Origin of the sequence: Sphingomonas melonis (assembly GCF_013409985.1) — a bacterium.
GTDB classification, from domain to species: Bacteria; Pseudomonadota; Alphaproteobacteria; order Sphingomonadales; family Sphingomonadaceae; genus Sphingomonas; species Sphingomonas melonis_A.
This window is the reverse complement of the sequence record NZ_JACCBY010000009.1, coordinates 76,731-95,539: the sequence shown is the minus strand read 5'-3', so window position 1 is coordinate 95,539 and position 18,809 is coordinate 76,731. Positions and strand designations below refer to the sequence as shown.

Genomic DNA, 18,809 nt, shown 5'->3' with positions numbered 1-18,809 from the left:
CGTCTCAGCCCTCGCCGCAGGTCAGGCGGTAGCCGCGACCACGGATCGTCTCGATCATCTCCGCACCGATCTTGCGGCGCAGCCGGCCGACGATCACCTCGAGGCTGTTCGAATCGACATCGGCATCGCCTTCATAGACGCGTTCGAGCAGGTCGAGCCGCTCGATCACCGCCTCGCGGCGCAGCATCAGCGCCGACAGCACGCGCCATTCGAAGGCGGTGAGCTTCAGCGGCAGGCCATCGAGTTCGAAATGGCCGATCTGCGTATCGAACGACAGCCGCCCGCAGCTCAGCACGGGCTGGGCGTGGCCGGCGGCGCGGCGGACGAGGGCCCGCAGCCGCATCACAAGTTCCTCGACGCGGAACGGTTTGACGAGATAATCGTCGGCGCCGGCCTTGAAGCCGGCGACCTTGTCCGACCAGCCATCGCGCGCCGTGAGGATCAGCACCGGCAAGGCCCGCCCGGCGGCGCGCCAGTCGCGCAGCACGGTGATACCGTCCTTGCCGGTCAACCCGAGGTCGAGCACCGCCGCGTCATACGTCTCGGTCTCGCCGAGATGGCCGGCGTCGATGCCGTCGGCGACCAGATCGACCGCGAAATGCTCGGCGCGCAGCGCACGCGCGATCGCGGGTCCCAGGTCTGGATCGTCTTCGACAAGCAAGATGCGCATGCGGCGGCCCTATCCCCGATCGCTAAACCGAATCTGAACCGCCCGGTTCAGCGGGGGTCGGCCGACTCGGCGTAGACCAGTTCCATCGACACACATACGGAGACGATCGATGGCAAGACTACATATCGGAACCCGCCAGCGCCTGGCGCTCGGTGCCGCCGCGCTGATCGCGGTCGGTGCGGCCGGCGGCGCGGGGGCGGTCGCCCTCACCCGCCCGAGCATCGAAATGGCACCGACGATCGCGACGCCGATCGCCAAGCTGCCGAACAGCGGCGGCATCGTCACGGTGAAGGGCCGCGTCGCGGAGGTGTTCGGCGGCCGGTTCGTCGTCCAGGACGGCAGCGGCCGCGCGATGATCGACGCCGGCCGCGACGGCACCGCCACGGTGACCCGCGGCAATGCGGTGCTGGTGCAGGGCCGCTACGACGACGGCCAGCTGCGCGCCCACTTCCTCGTCGGCCCCTCGGGCCAGGTGAGCGAAGTCGGCCCGCGCCCCGGTCCGCGCGGCCCCGGTGGCCCGGGCGGTCCCGGCGGTCCGGGCGGCCCTGATGCACCGCCCCCGCCGCCCCCGCCCGGCGCAGGTCCGGCCGGCACCCCGCCCCCGCCCCCGCCCCCGGGCAACGGCCGCGACGCTCCGCCGCCGCCGCCCGTGAACGGCAGCAATGCGCCGCCTCCGCCGCCGCCCGCGGCGAATGCGCCGGCACCGCTGCCGGCCCCGGCTCCGGCGCCCACGCCGGCGCGCTGATGGCATTTGGACCGGTCGCCCTGGGCGGCCGGTCCTTCCTCATCGTCCATGGAAGACGATCGATTCGCGCGAAGGCGCGAAGATGTCGCGCTTGCGGCGTGAGCTTCGGCGATGACGATCGTGACGCGATCGGCGCGCGGAGCGCGAGGCGGGATCGCCGTTCAATCAAACGCCTCCCCGCCAGAGCGGGCTATCGCCTATGGAGGTTCGCTTGAGTCCGCCGCCTTCCAACACCAACCGTCACCCCGGACTTGTTCCGGGGTCCACTCTGCGGCGAGGAGAAAGGCTTGATGGGACACCGTTCTCTTGTGGCCCGGTGGACCCCGGAACAAGTCCGGGGTGACGGATAGGGGGTGACGACTCGAACCTCATCACCGCAGCCATTTGCGATAGCCGTGCTCCGTCGCGGCTTCGCCGCGCCGCAGTGCCGGGTCGGTCATGCGCCCAGCATGACGTTGAACGGCCGGGGGCCGTTCAACCCGGACTCCATGGCGTGGGAGGAGTTTTCTTCGAAGCTTGGATGTCCAATCCGCCTGGAAGACCCTTCGCCCCCCCCCTCGCATCGCCCGTCGAACGGCGCCTGCGGCGCAGCGAACGCACCATCTTCGCGCCTTCGCGCCTTCGCGCGAATCACCTTCTACCCCGTTACCGCCCGTCGCCGCCCGCTTCTGTCGGCGGCACGAAGGAGCGCCGATCCCGGTCCTCGCGCCGACAGCTACCGGGTCACCGCATTCCCGTTGCCGACGGTTTCGTCGGTGTCGCCGTCGCCGGTGCCGGAATAATCCATGCCGCTCTGCCCGCCGTGCCCCAGGAAGCCGCCGCCAACATTATCCTGACGGCTCTTGCCGGTATACGGATTGGGATAAGCGCCGCCGTTGCTTTCGCTCTCGGACTTGGCCGAGGGCTTCTCGACGCCATCATCGTGGGCGGGCGTGGCCGCGTGATCCGGATCGGTCGCCTGCATCGGCTGCGTCTCGGTCGTCTCGAGTCTCCTCGAACGCACCAACGATGCAGCGAGCGATTGCGTTGCGCGCCGCCCTCCCCCACATAGGTCCGTAATACACCAATGGGGAACCAATGGCCGATCCATATCAAACCTTGGGCGTCGCCCGCGGCGCGTCCGAGGCGGACATCAAGAAAGCGTATCGCAAGCTCGCCAAGGAACTGCATCCCGACCGCAACAAGGATAATCCGAAGGCGTCGGAGCGGTTCAGCCAGGTCACCAATGCGTACGACCTGCTGAACGACAAGGACAAGCGCGCACGCTACGACCGCGGCGAGATCGATGGCGACGGCAATCCGGCCGCGCCGTTCGGCTTCGGCGGCGCCCGGCCCGGTGCCGGCCGCGCTGGCGCGGGCCCCGGCGGCGGCTTCAGCAGCGCCGGCTACGAATTCGGCACCGGCGGCGGCGATGCCGACATGAGCGACATCTTCGAGGGCCTGTTCGGCGGCGGCCAGGCGCGCGGCGGCGGCTTCGCCAGCGGCTTCGGCCGGCGACCGCAGCCCAAGGGCGCCAATATCACCTATCGCCTGCAGGTGCCGTTCGTCGACGCGGCGATGCTGACGCCGCAGCGCGTGACGCTCGGCGATGGCAAGACGATCGATCTCAAGCTGCCCGCCGGCGTCGAGAACGGCACGCAGATGAAGCTGAGCGGCAAGGGCGAACCCGGCCCCGGCGGCGCCGGCGACGCGATCGTCTCGATCGAGGTGCAGCCGCACCGCTATTTCAGCCGCGACGGCGACGACGTGCGCCTCAACCTGCCGATCACGCTCAAGGAAGCGGTGGCGGGCGGGTCGGTCCGCGCGCCGACCGTCGACAAGCCGGTGATGCTGACGATCCCCAAGGGGACCAGCTCGGGCAAGACATTGCGCCTCAAGGGCAAGGGCTTCCACAAGAAGGACGGCACGCGCGGCGACCAGCTCATCACGCTGCTGATCGACGTGCCGGCGGATGACGCCGCCTTGCAGCAGTTCGTGGCAGGATGGAACGACACGCGGAACCCACGGGCGGCCATGGGCGTCTGACGCCGAAGTGACCGACAGTACCGCCCTTACGCCCGAGGACCGCGCGCATCAGCGCCATCGCGCCCGCCATCAGCTCGCCAAGCTGAAACCCGGCCCGGCCGCTTGGGAAATCACCAAGCGTGCCGGGCTTGGCGTGTTCAACGACGGCTTCATCCACGCCGGCAACCTCGCCTATCTCGCCCTGATGACGGTGTTTCCGTTCTTCATCACCGCCGCGGCGGTGCTGTCGCTGCTCGGCCAGAGCGAGGAGACGCAGCGCGCCGTCGCCTCGTTCCTGCACGTGCTGCCGCCCAACGTCGCCGACATCCTGCGCAAGCCGATCGCCGACGTGCTGATGGCGCGCACCGGCTCGCTGCTGTGGCTGGGCGGACTGGTCGGGTTGTGGACGGTCGGCAGCTTCGTCGAGACGATCCGCGACATCTTCCACCGCGCCTATGGCGTGAAGGCGAGCGTACCCTTCTGGCGATCGCGGCTGTCGTCGTCGGGGGTCATCATCCTGTCGGTGATCATCGCGCTGATGAGCTTCCTGGTACAGGGTATCCTGACCGCGGCGGAGCAGTTCATCTATCGCCTGCTGCCCTTTGCCGAAGGGATCGCCGGCTGGGTCGGCCTGTCGCGGATCATCCCCGGGCTGGTGATGTTCGGCGCGCTCTACCTGCTGTTCTATTCGGTGACGCCGTCCAAATATCGCTATTCCAGCTGCCGCAAATGGCCGGGCGCGGCGTTCACCACCTTGTGGTGGGTCGGCATGACCGCGCTGGTGCCCAAGGTGCTTTCGCAGCTCGGCAGCTATGACCTCACCTATGGCAGTCTTGCCGGCGTTGTGGTCATGCTGTTGTTCTTCTATCTGATCGGGCTGGGACTCGTGTTCGGCGCGCATCTCAACGCAGCACTGGCGGAACCCCCCGAACCGGCGCTACAGGGGACGCAGACGACAGCGGAGGCAAAGACGGCGTGACGGGTTTGATGGCGGGCAAGCGTGGATTGATCATGGGTCTGGCGAACGACAAGTCGCTCGCCTGGGGGATCGCGAAACAACTGTCCGAACATGGTGCCGAACTTGCCTTCTCCTATCAGGGCGCGGCGATGGAGAAGCGAGTGCGCCCGCTCGCCGAGCAACTGGGCGTGGCGCGGCTGTTCGACTGCGACGTGTCCGACATGGCGGCGCTCGACGCGACCTTTGCAGCGCTCGAAGCGGAATGGCCGACGATCGACTTCGTCGTCCATGCCATCGGCTATTCCGACAAGTCGCAGCTGCGCGGCCACTATTACGACACGACGCTCGACAATTTCCTGATGACGATGAACATCTCGGCCTATTCGCTGGTCGCGGTGGCGCAGCGCGCGCGCAAGCTGATGCCGGAGGGCGGCTCGATCCTGACGCTGACCTATTATGGCGCGGAAAAGGTCATCCCCCATTACAACGTCATGGGCGTCGCCAAGGCGGCGCTGGAGACCAGCGTCAAATATCTCGCGGTCGACCTCGGCCCCGACAATATCCGCATCAACGCGATTTCGGCGGGCCCGATCCAGACGCTGGCTGCGCGCGGCATCGGCGACTTCAACTATATCCTCAAGTGGAACGAGCTGAACGCCCCGCTGCGCCGCACCGTGACGATCGAGGATGTCGGCGGCGCCGGCCTCTACATGCTCAGCGACCTGGCGAGCGGCGTCACCGGCGAGATCCACCATGTCGACGCCGGTTATAACGTGATCGGCATGAAGGCAGAGGACGCGCCGGATATCGCGTTGGCTTGAGACGCGACAAGTCCGCGTGACTTGACCCCTCAGTCTGGTGAAGGGATGGGGTTGACATGAGCATCAACAGTTTCGGCCATCTGTTCCGCTTCACCACCTGGGGCGAGAGCCATGGGCCCGCGATCGGCGCGGTCGTCGACGGCTGCCCGCCGGGGATCGCGCTGAGCGAGGCGGATATTCAGCCGTGGCTCGACAAGCGCCGCCCGGGCACCTCGCGCTTCACCACGCAGCGGCGCGAGCCGGATCAGGTTCGCATCCTATCGGGCGTGTTCGAGGGCCGCACCACCGGCACGCCGATCAGCCTGATGATCGAGAATGTCGACCAGCGATCGAAGGATTATTCCGAGGTCGCGCTTGCCTATCGGCCGGGCCATGCGGATTACGCCTATGACGCCAAATACGGTTTCCGCGACTATCGCGGCGGCGGGCGGTCGTCGGCACGCGAGACGGCATCGCGCGTCGCGGCGGGCGCGGTGGCGCGCGCGGTGATCCCGCAGGTGCGCATCCGCGGCTGGGTCGAGGCGATCGGCGGCGACGCGATCGACTATGCCGCGTTCGACGATGCGGCGATCGACGCCAATCCCTTCTTCTGTCCCGATCCCGCCGCCGCGGGGCGCTGGGAGGCACTGGTCGACGGCGCGCGCAAGGCGGGATCGTCGCTCGGCGCGGTCGTCGCCTGCGAGGCGACGGGCGTGCCCGCCGGCTGGGGTGCACCGCTCTATGCCAAGCTCGACGCCGAACTGGCGCATGCCTGTATGGGGATCAACGCGGTCAAGGGCGTCGAGATCGGCGACGGCTTCGCCGCCGCGGCGCTGACCGGCGAGGCCAATGCCGATGCGATGCGGCCCGGTGCGGACGGCCCCGATTTCCTCGCCAATCATGCCGGCGGCATCACCGGCGGCATCGCCACCGGACAGCCGATCCGGCTGCGCGTCGCGTTCAAACCGACCAGTTCGATCCTGATCCCGGTCGAGACGATCGACCGCACCGGCCAGGCCGCGGATATCGCGACGAAAGGTCGCCACGACCCGTGCGTCGGCATCCGCGGCGTACCGGTCGTGGAAGCGATGATGGCCCTCGTGCTTGCCGACCAGGCGTTGCTCCATCGCGGCCAGACGGGTCGCTAATCGTTAACCAAGCGGAACCCTCTCCGTATCGACCCGTTGGGGGCGAGCAAGAATTTGCAGGAGAGAACGATGCGTAAGATCATTCCAATCATGGCAGCGGCCATGCTGATCCCCGCCGCAGCCTATGCTCAGACGACCACGGGTGGCACCGCAGGCGGATCGATGGGTGGTACGACATCCGGCAGCACCACCGGAACGATGGGCGGTCAGACGACCACCTCGCCGACCGACTCTTCGGCAACGTCGGGCACCACGACGCAGAGCCGTTCGGCCAAGAAGTCGCGCAGCAGCCGTAGCAGCCGCACCGGCGGCACGAGTGCCGGCACGATGGATACGACCGGCAGCACCGGCACGACCACCGGCACCACCGGCGGCACGGACACGATGGGCGGCACAACCGGCACCGGTACGGGTTCGTCCACGGGTACGATGGGCGGCGGCACGACCGGCACCATGGGTGGCACCTCGACCACCGGAACGATGGGCGGCTCGACCGGCACAACTACCGGCGGCACGACCACCCCGCAATAAGCATCGTCACTGATGTGAGAAACAGCCGGGCGGCTCACACCGCCCGGCTTTTTCGTGTCTGAGGTCAGTCGGCGAAGGGGTCGCGGACCAGGATCGTGTCCTCGCGCTCGGGGCTGGTCGACACCAGCGCGACGGGGCAGCGGATCAGCTCCTCGACACGGCGGATGTACTTGATCGCCTGCGCTGGCAGGTCCGCCCAGCTCCGTGCGCCCGCGGTCGATTCCTGCCAACCTTCCATGACCTCGTAGATCGGCTCGACCGCCGCCTGATCCGCGGCATGCGCCGGAAAATAGTCGAGCTCTTCGCCGCGCAGGCGATAGCCGGTGCAGATCTTCACCTGCTCGAAGCCATCGAGCACGTCGATCTTGGTCAACGCGATGCCGGTGATCCCGCCGACCGCCGCCGACTGGCGCAGCAGCACGGTGTCGATCCAGCCGCAGCGGCGCTTGCGTCCGGTAACGGTCCCGAACTCGTGACCGCGCACGCCGAGCCGCTCGCCGGTCTCATCCTCCAGCTCGGTCGGGAACGGCCCCGATCCGACGCGGGTGGTGTACGCCTTGGCGATGCCGAGCACGAAGCCGACCGCCGCCGGCCCCAGGCCCGATCCACCCGCCGCGGTGCCGGCAATCGTGTTCGACGAGGTGACGAACGGATAGGTGCCGTGGTCGACGTCGAGCAGCACGCCCTGCGCGCCCTCGAACAGGATGCGCTTGCCGCGGCTGCGTGCCTCGTTGAGGTCGCGCCACACCGGCTTGGCGAAGGGCAGCACGAAGCCGGCGATGTCACGCAGCTCCGCAATCAGGCCCTCGCGGTCGATCGCGGGCGAGCCGAAACCGGCACGCAGCGCATCGTGATGCGCGAGCAGCCGGTCGAGCTGCGGCCCGAGATCGTCGAGATGCGCCAGATCGCAGACGCGGATCGCACGGCGGCCGACCTTGTCCTCGTAAGCGGGGCCAATGCCGCGCCGGGTGGTGCCGATCTTGCCGGCGCCCGACGCGTCCTCGCGCAGCCCGTCGAGATCGCGGTGCAACGGCAGGATCAGCGCGCAATTGTCGGCGATGCGGAGCGTTTCCGGGGTGGCCGACACGCCCTGCGCCGCCAGCCGCTCGATCTCCGCCTTGAGTGCCCAGGGGTCGAGCACGACGCCGTTGCCGATCACGCTCGGCGTGCCGCGGACGATGCCCGACGGCAGCAGCGAGAGCTTATAGACGTTGTCGCCGACGACGAGCGTGTGGCCGGCGTTATGGCCGCCCTGAAAGCGCACCACCATGTCGGCGCGCTCGGCGAGCCAGTCGACGATCTTGCCCTTGCCTTCGTCGCCCCATTGCGCGCCGATGACTGCTACATTGGCCATGGATACAGGTCTCCGCCTGCCGGCGTTGATCCGTGCGCCCTTCGACAGGACTCGGCACACGAACGGTCCTGAGATGCGAAGGCGCGCCTACCGGGGTGCGCCCGCCCGGTCAACCGTCTGGCGCGCGATTGTCATGGCCGTACGGATGCGCTATAAGGGTAGTGCCAAACGACATGGCTTTGCCATTGGATGAACCCCCGTCACGGCAATGGCGGGGGTTCTTTCGTTTGGGGACGCGCGGCAACGCGCCCCCGCCCGTGGCCTACCGGTGACGCGCCACCTCGACAACCTTCAACAGAAGGGTGCCGAAGCCGAACAACGCCCCCAGGAAAAGGCACAAGTCGCCAAACGACATGATGCTCTCCATCGGATCGACGGCAGGATCGCCGCCGCGATCAGCGTAATCCCCCCGCCGCACCGCTGTCATCGTCCTTACGGCAGCGAAACGATCAGAGTGAGCGGGCTTCGCCTTCGGCGTAGAGATGCGTGCACAATTGCGCTTCGGGCGTGTCGGCGGGCGTCAGTGCGGCGACCGCGACCCAGCCGGCGGCGCGCATCGCGGTGCCCGCCTCGGGCGGCGTGCCGAAGGGCAGGAACAGGCGACGGCGATCGACCGTGCCGGCGGTTGCCAGGATCGCGTCCGCGTAGAGCGAAAAGCCCGTCGCCACCTCTTCGGCGCCGCCCGCATGCATCACCGCATAGGTCCCGCCGCGGCCGACCTCGCGCGCCGCACCGGCGATGAACAGCGAGAAGCCGAGCCACGATTGATATTCGAACCCGTGCCGCTCGGTGGGGTCGAGCGTTAGTGCGACGCCGTCCAGTCCGGCGGCAATCGCCGCAAGCCCGTCGAGCCGGCTGGCGAGCACCTGCCCGGTGTCGAACGCGCGCAGCCGTGCGATCGCGCTGTCGAACGGCCCCGCCGCCTCGATCAGCGGCAGGTAATCCGGCGCGATCGCCGCAACCGCGCCGGCATCCTTGGCGTCGAGCCGGTCCTGCAGCAGCGCGATATGCTCGGCCGCGACCGGCAACGGCCCGGCGGCAAGCGTGTCGACGAGATCGGGCAAGGTGAAGTCGATCGACAGGCCCGTCGCGCCTGCGGCGCTCAGCGCCGACACGGCCACGGCAACCACCTCCTGTGCGGCGGGGATCGAATCGAGGCCGATCAGCTCGCAACCGATCTGGCGCCATTCGCGCGCCGGCGCCAGCTCGGGGCTGCGCAGCTTGAGCACCGGACCGGCATAGGACAGCCGCACCGGACGTGGATGATGGCCCATGCGCGTCGCCGCGATGCGCGCGATCTGCGCGGTGACGTCGGGACGGATCGCCAGCGTGCGCTGCGACACCGGATCGACGTAGCGCACCGCGTCGGTCAGCGCGCCGTCCTTGAGCCGCGAGCCCAGGGCGTCGGCATATTCGACCAGCGGCGGATCGGCGCGCTCATAGCCATAGAGGCGCGCCGCTTCGAGCACGCGCGCCTCGACGGCGGCGGCGGCATCGGCGTGCGGCGGCAATCGATCGCGAAAGCCTTCGGGAAGCAGGGGTGTCATCGTGCGCTTCCCCTATCCATGGGCGGGAACGGGGGCAACGCTGTATCGCGACGCCATTGCCCCCGTGTCCATCACCTAAGCCCGATCAGAAGGTCAGGCCCATCGCGGTCTTCACGCCGGGCAGCGCCTTGACCTTGGCGAGCAATTCCCCGTCGACCGGCTCGTCGACCGAGAGCAGCAGCACCGCCTCGCCGCCCGCCGAGCGGCGGCCGAGGTGGAAAGTGCCGATATTGACCCCCGCCTCGCCCAGCGCGGTGCCGAGCCGGCCGATGAAGCCCGGCGCGTCCTCGTTGACGACATAGAGCATCGGCCCGACCAGATCGGCCTCGACCTTGATGCCGAACAGCTCGACGAGGCGCGGCGCCTGATCGCCGAACAAGGTGCCGGCAACCGACCGCTCGCCGTCGGCGGTCTTCACCGAGACGCGCAGCAGCGTGTGGTAATCGCCCTCGCGCTCGGTGCGCACCTCGCGCACCTCGACGCCGCGGTCGCGCGCGAGCAGCGGCGCGTTGACCATGTTGACGGTGTCGGTCTGGTTGCGCAGGAAGCCGGCGAGCACCGCGCTGGTGATCGGCTTGGCGTTCAATTCCGCCGCCGCGCCCTCGGTATGGACCGAGATGCGGGTGATCGCGCCGGTGGTGAGCTGGCCGACGAGACTGCCGAGCTTTTCGGCGAGCGCCATATAGGGCTTGAGCTTGGGCGCTTCCTCCGCGGACAGGCTCGGCATGTTGAGCGCGTTGGTGACGCCGCCCGAGACGAGGAAGTCGGCCATCTGCTCGGCGACCTGGATCGCGACATTGACCTGAGCCTCGGTGGTCGACGCGCCGAGATGCGGCGTGGACACGAAATTGGGCGTGCCAAACAGCGGCGAGGTCTTGGCCGGCTCCTCGACGAACACGTCGAGCGCGGCGCCGCCGATATGGCCGCTGTCGAGCCCTTCCTTCAGCGCCGCCTCGTCGATCAGGCCGCCGCGCGCGCAATTGATGATGCGCACGCCCTTCTTGGTCTTGGCCAGCGCCTCGGCGGAGAGGATGTTGCGCGTCTGGTCGGTCAGCGGCGTGTGCAGCGTGATGAAGTCGGCGCGCGCCAGCAGCTCGTCGAGCGTCACCTTCTCGACGCCCATCTCCACTGCCCGCTCGGGGGTGAGGAACGGATCGAAGGCCACCACCTTCATCTTGAGCCCGCGCGCGCGATCGGCGACGATCGAGCCGATATTGCCCGCACCGATCAGGCCGAGCGTCTTGGCGGTCAGCTCGACGCCCATGAAGCGGTTCTTCTCCCACTTGCCCGCCTGGGTCGAGGCGTCGGCCTCGGGCAGCTGGCGGGCGAGCGCGAACATCAGCGCGATGGCATGTTCGGCGGTGGTGATCGAATTGCCGAACGGCGTGTTCATCACCACCACGCCCTTGGCGGATGCCGCGGGGATATCGACATTGTCGACGCCGATGCCGGCGCGGCCGACGACCTTCAGATTGGTCGCATGGTCGAGGATCTCTTTGGTGACCTTGGTCGAGCTGCGGATGGCGAGGCCGTCATACTGGCCGATGATCGCCTTCAGCTCGTCGGGGGTCTTGCCGGTGATCTCGTCGACCTCGACGCCGCGCTCGCGGAAGATCTGCGCGGCCTTGGGGTCCATTTTGTCGCTGATGAGGACTTTGGGCATGGTAATTCCTTCGAACAACGATCGTCATCCCCGCGGAGGCGGGGATCCATAGCCGCTGACGTTGCGGCTCCTTCGACGACCTGCGTGTATGGATCCCCGCCTGCGCGGGGATGACTGTTTGGAGTTAAGCCGCGGCCTTGGCGGTCGCGTAGGCCCAGTCGAGCCACGGGCCGAGTGCCTCGATATCGGCGGTGTCGACGGTCGCGCCGCACCAGATGCGCAGGCCCGGCGGCGCGTCGCGATAGCCGGCGACGTCATAGGCGGCGCCTTCCTTCTCGAGCGCCGACGCCATCGCCTTGATGAACGCCTCGTCGGCGCCCGCGACGGTGAGGCAGACGCTGGTCTTCGACCGCGTCGCCGGATCGGCGGCGAGATGGCCGAGCCAGTCCCGCTCCGCCACGATTGTGTCGAGCGCCGCGGCATTGGCGTCCGACCGGCCGATCAGGCCGCGTTCGCCGAGCGACTTCGCCCATTCGAGGCTGACGATGACGTCCTCGACCGCGAGCATAGACGGAGTGTTGATCGTCTCGCCCTTGAAGATACCCTCGGTCAGCTTGCCCTTGGAGACCAGGCGGAACACCTTCGGCAGCGGCCAGGCCGGGGTATAGCTTTCCAGCCGCTCGACCGCGCGGGGCCCGAGGATCAGCACGCCATGGCCGCCCTCGCCGCCCAGCACCTTCTGCCAGCTGAAGGTCGCGACATCGATCTTCGCCCAGTCGATGTCATAGGCGAACACGCCCGAGGTCGCGTCGGCGAAGCTCAGGCCCTCGCGATCCGCGGGAATCCAATCGGCATCGGGTACGCGCACGCCGCTAGTGGTGCCGTTCCAGGTGAACAGCACGTCGTTCGACCAGTCGACGGCGTCGAGATCGGGAAGCTGGCCGTAATCGGCGCGGATGACGGTGGGATCGATCTTGAGCTGCTTGACCGCGTCGGTCACCCAGCCCTCGCCGAAGCTCTCCCAAGCGAGCGTCGTGACGGGGCGCGCGCCGAGCATCGTCCACATCGCCATCTCGAATGCGCCGGTGTCGGAGCCGGGGACGATGCCGATCCGGTGCGTGTCGGGCAGACCGAGCGTCTCGCGCATCAGGTCGATGGCATATTGGAGCCGCTGCTTGCCGATCTTCGAGCGATGCGAGCGGCCGAGCGATTCGGTGGCGAGCTGCGATGCGTTCCAGCCGGGAGGCTTGGCGCAGGGACCGGAGCTGAAAAAGGGACGAGCCGGCTTGGTGGCTGGCTTGGACGCACCCCGTGCGTCGGGGGCGGTAGCGGTATCCGTCAAAATAGTCTCTCCTCACAGAGAGCACGCGCCGCGTTGGGGCGGCGTGGCCCGCCGACCGCCCTAGAGAGGCTTGGCGTCGCTGGCAACCCGCACTTTGGATCGGCTCGACATTTACCTGCGTGGCGCCAGCCATGACAGATAGAAACATTCATCTACTTGCATGTGGAAGACCGAACCGGCCTCCCCTGAGGACGGGGCCTCTGTCCCCGGGTTCCCGCCGCGCCGCCAGACGGTCATCTGCTCACCCTGCTGGCGACCCGGATCGTCGCACGATGGCCGGTACTGTCGTGCAAGGCCTTGGCGGTCGGCCGATGCGCTGTAGACGCAGCCCATGATCTCATGGCCTGACCGGCGGGCTTCGGCGCTGCTCCTCGTCCTTGCGCTCGCCGCCTGCGGCCGGAGCGAACGCCCCGCGGCGCAGCGCGAATCGATCACGACCGTCTCGGCGCGTCAGACCGCGCAATGCCTCGCCGATTTGCGCCAGATGGACGTCCGCTATCGCGTGCTGCCCGACAAGGATTTCGGCAACGGCTGTGGCCTGTCGGGCGCGGTGCAGCTGACCGAAATCGGCGTGCCCGTCACCGGCATCACCGCGATCCGCTGCGGGGAGGCGCGGGCGTTTTCCGGTTGGGTGCGCAACGCGGTGGCGCCCGCCGCCTATCAGATCCTCGGCAGCGAACTTGCCAGCGTCCAGAGCATGGGCAGCTATGCCTGTCGCAACGTCGTCGGCACGCGGCGCGGCGGCGATCGCCGCTCGGGCCATGCGATCGCCAATGCGATCGACGTCGGCGGCGTCACGCTCAAGGACGGGCGGCGGGTGACGATCCTGGGCGACTGGACCTCGCCCGACCCGCAGGTGCAGCGCTTCCTGTCGACGATCCACGCATCGGCCTGCAAGCGCTTCGGCACGGTGCTGTCGCCCGCTTATAATGCCGCGCATCGCAACCACTTGCATCTGGAGGACGATCACGCCGGCCTGTGCCGGTGAGGGTTGCGGGACAGGGCCATATCCCGTCATGCAGGGTGAGGTTCGATCGGCGTCCTCATTGGAGCCGTCATCCCGGACATGTTCCGGGGTGACGGGATGGGGTGGGAGGCGACGGACTCGAACGACCGTGCATATGCGACAGCCTCGGCTCAAGCCCGGGGTTGCGGGACTGGCGACACTGCGCCGGGAAGATCGGGCGTTGAGCCCCTTCCGGCTTTGCTCTAACGCCCGCGGATGACCGATACACGCCTCCCCGAGCGGGTCTTCCCCCGCGCCAGTCAGGACGCCGCCAGCGCGCAACAGGCGATCTCGACGCCGCAGACGGAGCATCCCGCCTACAAGCTCGCCTTCCAGGACATGGACTTCCTGCTGCGCGAGGACCTCCGCCCGATCCGCTTCCAGCTCGAGCTGCTCAAGCCCGAATTGCTGCTCGAGGAGGCGCAGATCGCCTCCACCTTCGTGATGTACGGCTCGGCGCGCATCCCGGAGCCGGCCAAGGCGCATGCGATGCTGGAGATGGCGAGCGACGACACCGCGCGCGGCATCGCCGAGCGGCTGGTCGCCAAGAGCAAATATTACGACGTCGCGCGCGAACTGGCGCAGATCGCCAGCCGCGTGCCGCGCGACCAGCACGGCATGCGCCAGTTCGTGGTCTGCTCGGGCGGCGGTCCGTCGATCATGGAGGCGGCCAATCGCGGCGCGAGCGACGTCGGCGCCGAATCGATCGGCCTCAACATCGTCCTGCCGCACGAGCAGGCGCCCAACCCCTATGTCACGCCGTCGCTGAGCTTCCAGTTCCACTATTTCGCGCTGCGCAAGATGCACTTCCTGCTCCGCGCACGCGCGCTCGCGGCGTTCCCGGGCGGGTTCGGCACGTTCGACGAGCTGTTCGAACTGCTGACGCTGATCCAGACCGGCAAGATCAAGCCGATCCCCGTGCTGCTGTTCGGCCGCGAATTCTGGGAGAAGGTCGTCAATTTCCAGGCGCTCGTCGACGAGGGCGTGGTCAGCCAGCGCGACCTCGGCATCTTCACCTACGTCGAAACCGCCGAAGAGGCGTGGGACGTGGTCCGCGCCTTCTACGAGGAACAGGCGAAGAAGGACGGGTAAGGGGCGCGCTTGCCTCTGCGAGTGGCACCCCACGCGAACCCCACACAGGTCATCCTCGCGAAGGCGGGGATCCAGACGCGCGGGTCGGGCTTGAGTCGCACCGTCAGCGTGTATGGATCCCCGCCTCCGCGGGGATGACATGTGCGGGCGTCGTCAGCCCGTCCCGCCCGAGGTTGCATATGGCTGGGGTGGTGAGGTTCGATCGCCGTCCTCGTCAGATCCGTCACCCCGGACGTGTTCCGGGGTCCACCCAGTCGCAAGGGAATGGGGTCGGATCAAGCCTGTCTCCTCGCCGCGGAGTGGACCCCGGAACACGTCCGGGGTGACGGAGTGGGCTTGGTCGGCCGTGCGTCTCGCTCCGCCCTTGCGCCTTGGCGTTGCGCGCGCCCTCTTCCATTGGGAGAGGGGCAGGACGGCGAAGGGCCGGCGGAAAACGCCCGCTCGGTCGGCGACAGACCCGCTTACTTCCCCGCCTTGGCGCCCTCGACGGCGGCATTGGGGTCGACCGACGGTGCGCCCGAGGCGGGTGTGCCGGTGTTGGCGAGGTTGTTCACCGCATCGGTGTTGGTGACCGAATCCTTGCCCTCCGGCGCCTTGGCATCGGGCTTGGGCGCGGCGGCGCCGGCGGCCGGCGCGGCGGGCAGCGGCAGGTTCGAACCCTGCGCGTTGAGATAGGCGATCACGTTGGCGCGATCCTGCGGGTTGCCGAGGCCGGCGAAGGTCATCTTGGTGCCCGGCGCGAACTTGCGCGGGCTGGTCAGCCACGCGTTCATCTTGTCGAAGTCCCATTTGCCGCCGACGCCCTTCAGCGCGTCGGAGAAGGCGAAGCCGCCCTTGCCCTGGCCGATCGGCTCGCCCAGCGTGCCGTACAGGTTCGGGCCGATGCCATTGGGGCCGCCCTGCGTCACGGTGTGGCAGGCGGCGCACTTCTTGAACACTTCCGCGCCCTTGGCGACATCGGCGGTGGGCAGCAGCGTCGCGATCGGCACGTCGGCGGCACCGCCGCCCGCGCCGCCCTCGGCCTCGACGCCCTCGATGGCATAACCGGGCTTTTCGGGGCGTTCGCTGTGGAAGGCCATGCCGCCGACGATCGACAGACCGAGCGCAACCCCGCAGGCTGCCAGCGTCCACCCGGCGATCGTGTTGGTGCGGTTATCCATCTGCCTAACGCTGCCCCTATTTTTTGCTTTGCGCCACGAACCCATAGGAAACGGCGTCTTGCTCCGCAAGCATGCGCTTGCTGGCCGGCGGCGGGCGTTCTACCGCCGCCGGTCGATGGAGACCTACGCCGCCCCCGCCCGCCCGATCGTCGCCGCGATGATCGCCGCCGCCGCTGCCAACCCCGAACGCGCGATCGCCTTTCAGGGCGCGCCCGGCGCCAACAGCCATGTCGCGGTCGCCGAGGCCTTTCCCGACGGCCTGCCGCTGCCCTGCTTCACCTTCGAGGATGCGATCGACGCGGTGCGCGACGGCCGCGCCGATTGCGCGATGATCCCGATCGAGAATTCGCTGCACGGCCGCGTCGCCGACATCCATTTCCTGCTGCCGGAATCGGGACTGGTGATCACCGGCGAGCATTTCCTGCCGATCCGCCACGCGCTGATGGGCACCGGCAGCCGCGACGAGGTGCGCGAGGCGATGAGCCACCCGCAGGCGCTCGGCCAATGCCGCCACTGGCTGAAGGCGCACGACATCCACCAGGTCTCCTATCCCGACACCGCCGGCGCCGCCGCCTATGTCGCCGAACGCCGCGATCCCCGCGTCGCGGCGCTGGCACCGCCGGGCGCGGCGGCGCTGTACGGGCTCAACCTGCTCGGCGTCGACATCGCCGATGCCGACCACAATACGACGCGCTTCGTCGTGCTGGCGCGCGGCGGCAAGCCGCCGGTCGGCGACGGCCCGTGGATGACGACGCTGATCTTCGAGGTGAGGAACGTCCCTGCCGCGCTCTACAAGGCGATGGGCGGCTTTGCGACCAACGGCGTCAACATGACCAAGCTCGAAAGCTACCAACGCTCGGGCTCGTTCGCCGCGACCGAATTCTATGCGGATATCGAGGGCAAGCCGGGCGATGCCGCCGTGGACCGCGCGCTGGAGGAATTGGGGTTCCACTCCAAATGGCTGCGGCTGCTGGGGACGTACCGGCGGGCGCGGGAACGGGGGTAGCGTCGGTTCCGCCGTTGCGTTTGCGGCGACGCCTGAGGTCGTCTCCCGAATTCGCGATGGGGCGAGGGGATTCGGGTATTCTATTTTACCCGTGCCTGCCAGACTTCCCCCGTCACCCCGGACTTGTTCCGGGGGCCACCCTGCGGCGAGGAGAGTGGCTTGAGAACACAGCATTCTCTCGCGGCCCGGTGGACCCCGGAACAAGTCCGGGGTGACGGATAGGAAGAGGGTGACGAGCGAACCTCGCTGCCGTCGTCATATGCGATAGCCCCACCTGGGGGGCTCTTCTATTTCGTGAAGCTGATCCGGATCCTCACCCAGGCGCCCACCTGCGGCTTGCCGCCAATCCGCGGCGGGCGGACCTTGAACTGCCACGCCGCCTCGCGGATGCTGCGCGCCAGCCCCGATCCGGGCTGCGAATCGCCGAGCTGCACGCAATCCTCGACGCGGTAATTGGCGGCGGTGCGGCAGGCGATCTCCGCCCAGGCGCCCTTCGGTACGTTGGGCGGCAGATAGGGCGACAGCTGCGACTGCGCCGGTTCGACATACCATTCGGCATTGTACAGCCGCTGCCCGCCCGGCCCGACACCCGCCGCCGCGCTCGAATCGCCCGCATCGCCGTCGCCCGCGCCGTCCGCGGCGGCGAGCTGCTTGCCGGCGCTGCCGCCCGATTTGCGCGACGGCAGCCGGCCGACATCCGAGGCGGCGAAATCGCTCTTGTTGAGCACCAGATAGCCGGGGAACGGGGTATCGACCGGCGGCGGCACCGATGCGTCGGGCGCCGGCGCCTTGGGTGCGGCGGGCGGCTCGGGCGCGGTGCGCCGGCTTGCCTTGGCGGCGGCGCGGGCGGGTGCCTTGGTCGTCCTGGTCGACGTCGATTCATTGTCGCCGACCGGCAGCATGTTGACGGTCAGCGACCGCCCCGGCTCCTTGGGCGGGTCGAGCACCGGCGCGAGCCGCCAGAGCAGGAAGAAGATCAGCAGATGCGCGGCGACCGTCAGCGCCAGCGAGGTCGCCCGGCGACGGTCCGACGAAGGCTGATAGGACCGCATGGGACGCTGCGCGTAGCGCGCGCACCGACGCGCCGCAACCGCTTCCGCGTTGCCATGCGAAAGCCATCGTCTGGAGGCATCGCCGCATCATGCGACCCGCCGCCCACGCCTCCGATGCACCGCACCGAATCGCGATCTACGACCTCGATCGCACGATCACCCGCGCACCGACCTGGACCCCCTTCCTGCTCCACGCCGTGCTGCGCCACGCGCCGTGGCGGCTGGCGCTGCTGCCGGTCGTGCTCGGCGCGGCAGGGCTGCGCGGGATCGGCCTGCTCCATCGCGACCGGCTGAAGCAGGTGATGCATCGCGCCGCGCTCGGCACGCTGTCACCGGCCCGCGCCGAGCGCCTTGCCGCCGCCTGGCTGGTCCGCTTCGGCCCGGCGCAGATCCGCCGCAAGGCACGCGCGCAGATCGCCGCGGATCGCGCCGCGGGCTATCGCATCGTCGTCGCGACCGCAGCCTATCGCTTCTACGCCGAGGCGATCGCACGCGATGTCGCCGCCGACGCGCTGATTGCGACCAGCACCGCGATCGACCCGCGCGGCCACCTGCTGCCCCGTATCGAGGGGGGCAATTGCTATGGTCCGGCCAAGCGCGCGATGATCGTGGCGTGGCTGACGGCGCAGGGCATCGAGCGCGGTGCCGCGCACATCCGTTTCTATTCGGACCATGTCTCCGACATGCCGAGCTTCGACTGGGCGGACGAGCCGGTCGCGGTCAATCCCCATGCCGCGCTGCGCCGCGTCGCCGCCCAGCGCGGCTGGCCAATCGTCGACTGGAACGGCTGA

Annotated in this window: 18 protein-coding genes; 10 read left to right on the top strand and 8 right to left on the bottom strand. The window is 68.6% G+C overall.

Features of this window, described 5'->3' with window-relative positions; all coding sequences use genetic code 11:
* Positions 1-4 precede the first annotated feature (4 nt).
* Positions 5-670, bottom strand: coding sequence for a response regulator (locus tag HD841_RS19460; protein ID WP_179510555.1), 666 nt, complete (start codon positions 668-670; stop codon positions 5-7).
* A 109-nt stretch (positions 671-779) separates the two neighbouring features.
* Between HD841_RS19460 and HD841_RS19455 the strand changes: the two genes are divergently transcribed.
* Positions 780-1,415, top strand: a complete 636-nt coding sequence (locus tag HD841_RS19455) for a hypothetical protein (RefSeq protein WP_179510554.1) — start codon at positions 780-782, stop codon at positions 1,413-1,415.
* A 715-nt stretch (positions 1,416-2,130) separates the two neighbouring features.
* Here HD841_RS19455 and HD841_RS19450 read toward each other — a convergent pair.
* Positions 2,131-2,379 (bottom strand): hypothetical protein, encoded by a 249-nt coding sequence (locus HD841_RS19450; RefSeq protein ID WP_179510553.1) that lies wholly within the window; start codon positions 2,377-2,379, stop codon positions 2,131-2,133.
* A 113-nt stretch (positions 2,380-2,492) separates the two neighbouring features.
* On the opposite strand from HD841_RS19450, the gene HD841_RS19445 reads away from it, so the two are divergent.
* From HD841_RS19445 to HD841_RS19425, 5 genes are all read left to right on the top strand, one after another.
* Positions 2,493-3,440 (top strand): DnaJ C-terminal domain-containing protein, encoded by a 948-nt coding sequence (locus HD841_RS19445; protein ID WP_179510552.1) that lies wholly within the window; start codon positions 2,493-2,495, stop codon positions 3,438-3,440.
* Positions 3,441-3,447: 7 nt separating this feature from the next.
* Positions 3,448-4,398 carry a YihY/virulence factor BrkB family protein gene (locus HD841_RS19440; RefSeq protein WP_179510551.1) on the top strand — a complete coding sequence of 317 codons (951 nt, stop codon included), beginning with the start codon at positions 3,448-3,450 and terminating at the stop codon, positions 4,396-4,398.
* A gap of 8 nt (positions 4,399-4,406) precedes the next feature.
* On the top strand, positions 4,407-5,198 hold the full coding sequence (fabI, locus tag HD841_RS19435) for an enoyl-ACP reductase FabI (protein ID WP_179510550.1): 792 nt from the start codon (positions 4,407-4,409) through the stop codon (positions 5,196-5,198).
* Between the two features lie 56 nt (positions 5,199-5,254).
* Positions 5,255-6,325 carry a chorismate synthase gene (aroC, locus tag HD841_RS19430; RefSeq protein ID WP_179510549.1) on the top strand — a complete coding sequence of 357 codons (1,071 nt, stop codon included), beginning with the start codon at positions 5,255-5,257 and terminating at the stop codon, positions 6,323-6,325.
* A gap of 69 nt (positions 6,326-6,394) precedes the next feature.
* Positions 6,395-6,856: a hypothetical protein gene (locus HD841_RS19425; RefSeq protein WP_179510548.1), complete on the top strand. Its 462-nt coding sequence runs from the start codon at positions 6,395-6,397 to the stop codon at positions 6,854-6,856.
* 64 nt (positions 6,857-6,920) lie between these two features.
* Here the strand turns inward: HD841_RS19425 and HD841_RS19420 are convergent, their stop codons facing one another.
* The 4 genes from HD841_RS19420 to HD841_RS19405 form a co-directional block, all read right to left on the bottom strand.
* Complete coding sequence (locus tag HD841_RS19420) at positions 6,921-8,210, bottom strand: adenylosuccinate synthase (RefSeq protein WP_179510547.1); 1,290 nt, start codon at positions 8,208-8,210, stop codon at positions 6,921-6,923.
* Positions 8,211-8,659: 449 nt separating this feature from the next.
* Positions 8,660-9,757 (bottom strand): ATP phosphoribosyltransferase regulatory subunit, encoded by a 1,098-nt coding sequence (locus HD841_RS19415; RefSeq protein ID WP_179510546.1) that lies wholly within the window; start codon positions 9,755-9,757, stop codon positions 8,660-8,662.
* Positions 9,758-9,842: 85 nt separating this feature from the next.
* Positions 9,843-11,420: a phosphoglycerate dehydrogenase gene (serA, locus tag HD841_RS19410; RefSeq protein WP_179510545.1), complete on the bottom strand. Its 1,578-nt coding sequence runs from the start codon at positions 11,418-11,420 to the stop codon at positions 9,843-9,845.
* 124 nt (positions 11,421-11,544) lie between these two features.
* On the bottom strand, positions 11,545-12,702 hold the full coding sequence (locus HD841_RS19405) for a phosphoserine transaminase (protein ID WP_179510544.1): 1,158 nt from the start codon (positions 12,700-12,702) through the stop codon (positions 11,545-11,547).
* A 331-nt stretch (positions 12,703-13,033) separates the two neighbouring features.
* On the opposite strand from HD841_RS19405, the gene HD841_RS19400 reads away from it, so the two are divergent.
* Both HD841_RS19400 and HD841_RS19395 read left to right on the top strand, forming a co-directional pair.
* Positions 13,034-13,690 carry an extensin family protein gene (locus tag HD841_RS19400; RefSeq protein ID WP_179510543.1) on the top strand — a complete coding sequence of 219 codons (657 nt, stop codon included), beginning with the start codon at positions 13,034-13,036 and terminating at the stop codon, positions 13,688-13,690.
* Positions 13,691-13,924: 234 nt separating this feature from the next.
* On the top strand, positions 13,925-14,800 hold the full coding sequence (locus tag HD841_RS19395) for an LOG family protein (protein ID WP_179510542.1): 876 nt from the start codon (positions 13,925-13,927) through the stop codon (positions 14,798-14,800).
* Between the two features lie 461 nt (positions 14,801-15,261).
* Here HD841_RS19395 and HD841_RS19390 read toward each other — a convergent pair whose 3' ends face one another.
* Entirely contained in the window at positions 15,262-15,960 is a 699-nt protein-coding gene (locus HD841_RS19390) for a c-type cytochrome (protein ID WP_179510541.1), read from the bottom strand.
* Positions 15,961-16,075: 115 nt separating this feature from the next.
* Here HD841_RS19390 and HD841_RS19385 point away from each other — a divergent pair, with 115 nt between their 5' ends.
* Positions 16,076-16,966, top strand: a complete 891-nt coding sequence (locus HD841_RS19385; protein WP_179510608.1) for a prephenate dehydratase — start codon at positions 16,076-16,078, stop codon at positions 16,964-16,966.
* A gap of 287 nt (positions 16,967-17,253) precedes the next feature.
* Here HD841_RS19385 and HD841_RS19380 read toward each other — a convergent pair whose 3' ends face one another.
* Positions 17,254-18,018: a hypothetical protein gene (locus tag HD841_RS19380; protein ID WP_179510540.1), complete on the bottom strand. Its 765-nt coding sequence runs from the start codon at positions 18,016-18,018 to the stop codon at positions 17,254-17,256.
* Positions 18,019-18,107: 89 nt separating this feature from the next.
* Here HD841_RS19380 and HD841_RS19375 point away from each other — a divergent pair, with 89 nt between their 5' ends.
* Entirely contained in the window at positions 18,108-18,809 is a 702-nt protein-coding gene (locus HD841_RS19375; RefSeq protein ID WP_179510539.1) for an HAD family hydrolase, read from the top strand.

Bases quoted from the DNA above. Each gene is read 5' to 3' on its own strand.
- HD841_RS19460 (WP_179510555.1), bottom strand. From the start codon at position 670: ATGCGCATCTTGCTTGTCGAAGACGATCCAGACCTGGGACCCGCGATC.
- HD841_RS19455 (WP_179510554.1), top strand. From the start codon at position 780: ATGGCAAGACTACATATCGGAACCCGCCAGCGCCTGGCGCTCGGTGCC.
- HD841_RS19385 (WP_179510608.1), top strand. From the start codon at position 16,076: ATGGAGACCTACGCCGCCCCCGCCCGCCCGATCGTCGCCGCGATGATC.
- HD841_RS19395 (WP_179510542.1), top strand. From the start codon at position 13,925: ATGACCGATACACGCCTCCCCGAGCGGGTCTTCCCCCGCGCCAGTCAG.
- HD841_RS19390 (WP_179510541.1), bottom strand. From the start codon at position 15,960: ATGGATAACCGCACCAACACGATCGCCGGGTGGACGCTGGCAGCCTGC.
- HD841_RS19380 (WP_179510540.1), bottom strand. From the start codon at position 18,018: ATGCGGTCCTATCAGCCTTCGTCGGACCGTCGCCGGGCGACCTCGCTG.
- HD841_RS19450 (WP_179510553.1), bottom strand. From the start codon at position 2,379: ATGCAGGCGACCGATCCGGATCACGCGGCCACGCCCGCCCACGATGAT.
- HD841_RS19425 (WP_179510548.1), top strand. From the start codon at position 6,395: ATGCGTAAGATCATTCCAATCATGGCAGCGGCCATGCTGATCCCCGCC.
- HD841_RS19400 (WP_179510543.1), top strand. From the start codon at position 13,034: ATGATCTCATGGCCTGACCGGCGGGCTTCGGCGCTGCTCCTCGTCCTT.
- fabI (WP_179510550.1), top strand. From the start codon at position 4,407: ATGGCGGGCAAGCGTGGATTGATCATGGGTCTGGCGAACGACAAGTCG.
- aroC (WP_179510549.1), top strand. From the start codon at position 5,255: ATGAGCATCAACAGTTTCGGCCATCTGTTCCGCTTCACCACCTGGGGC.
- serA (WP_179510545.1), bottom strand. From the start codon at position 11,420: ATGCCCAAAGTCCTCATCAGCGACAAAATGGACCCCAAGGCCGCGCAG.
- HD841_RS19445 (WP_179510552.1), top strand. From the start codon at position 2,493: ATGGCCGATCCATATCAAACCTTGGGCGTCGCCCGCGGCGCGTCCGAG.
- HD841_RS19420 (WP_179510547.1), bottom strand. From the start codon at position 8,210: ATGGCCAATGTAGCAGTCATCGGCGCGCAATGGGGCGACGAAGGCAAG.
- HD841_RS19375 (WP_179510539.1), top strand. From the start codon at position 18,108: ATGCGACCCGCCGCCCACGCCTCCGATGCACCGCACCGAATCGCGATC.
- HD841_RS19415 (WP_179510546.1), bottom strand. From the start codon at position 9,757: ATGACACCCCTGCTTCCCGAAGGCTTTCGCGATCGATTGCCGCCGCAC.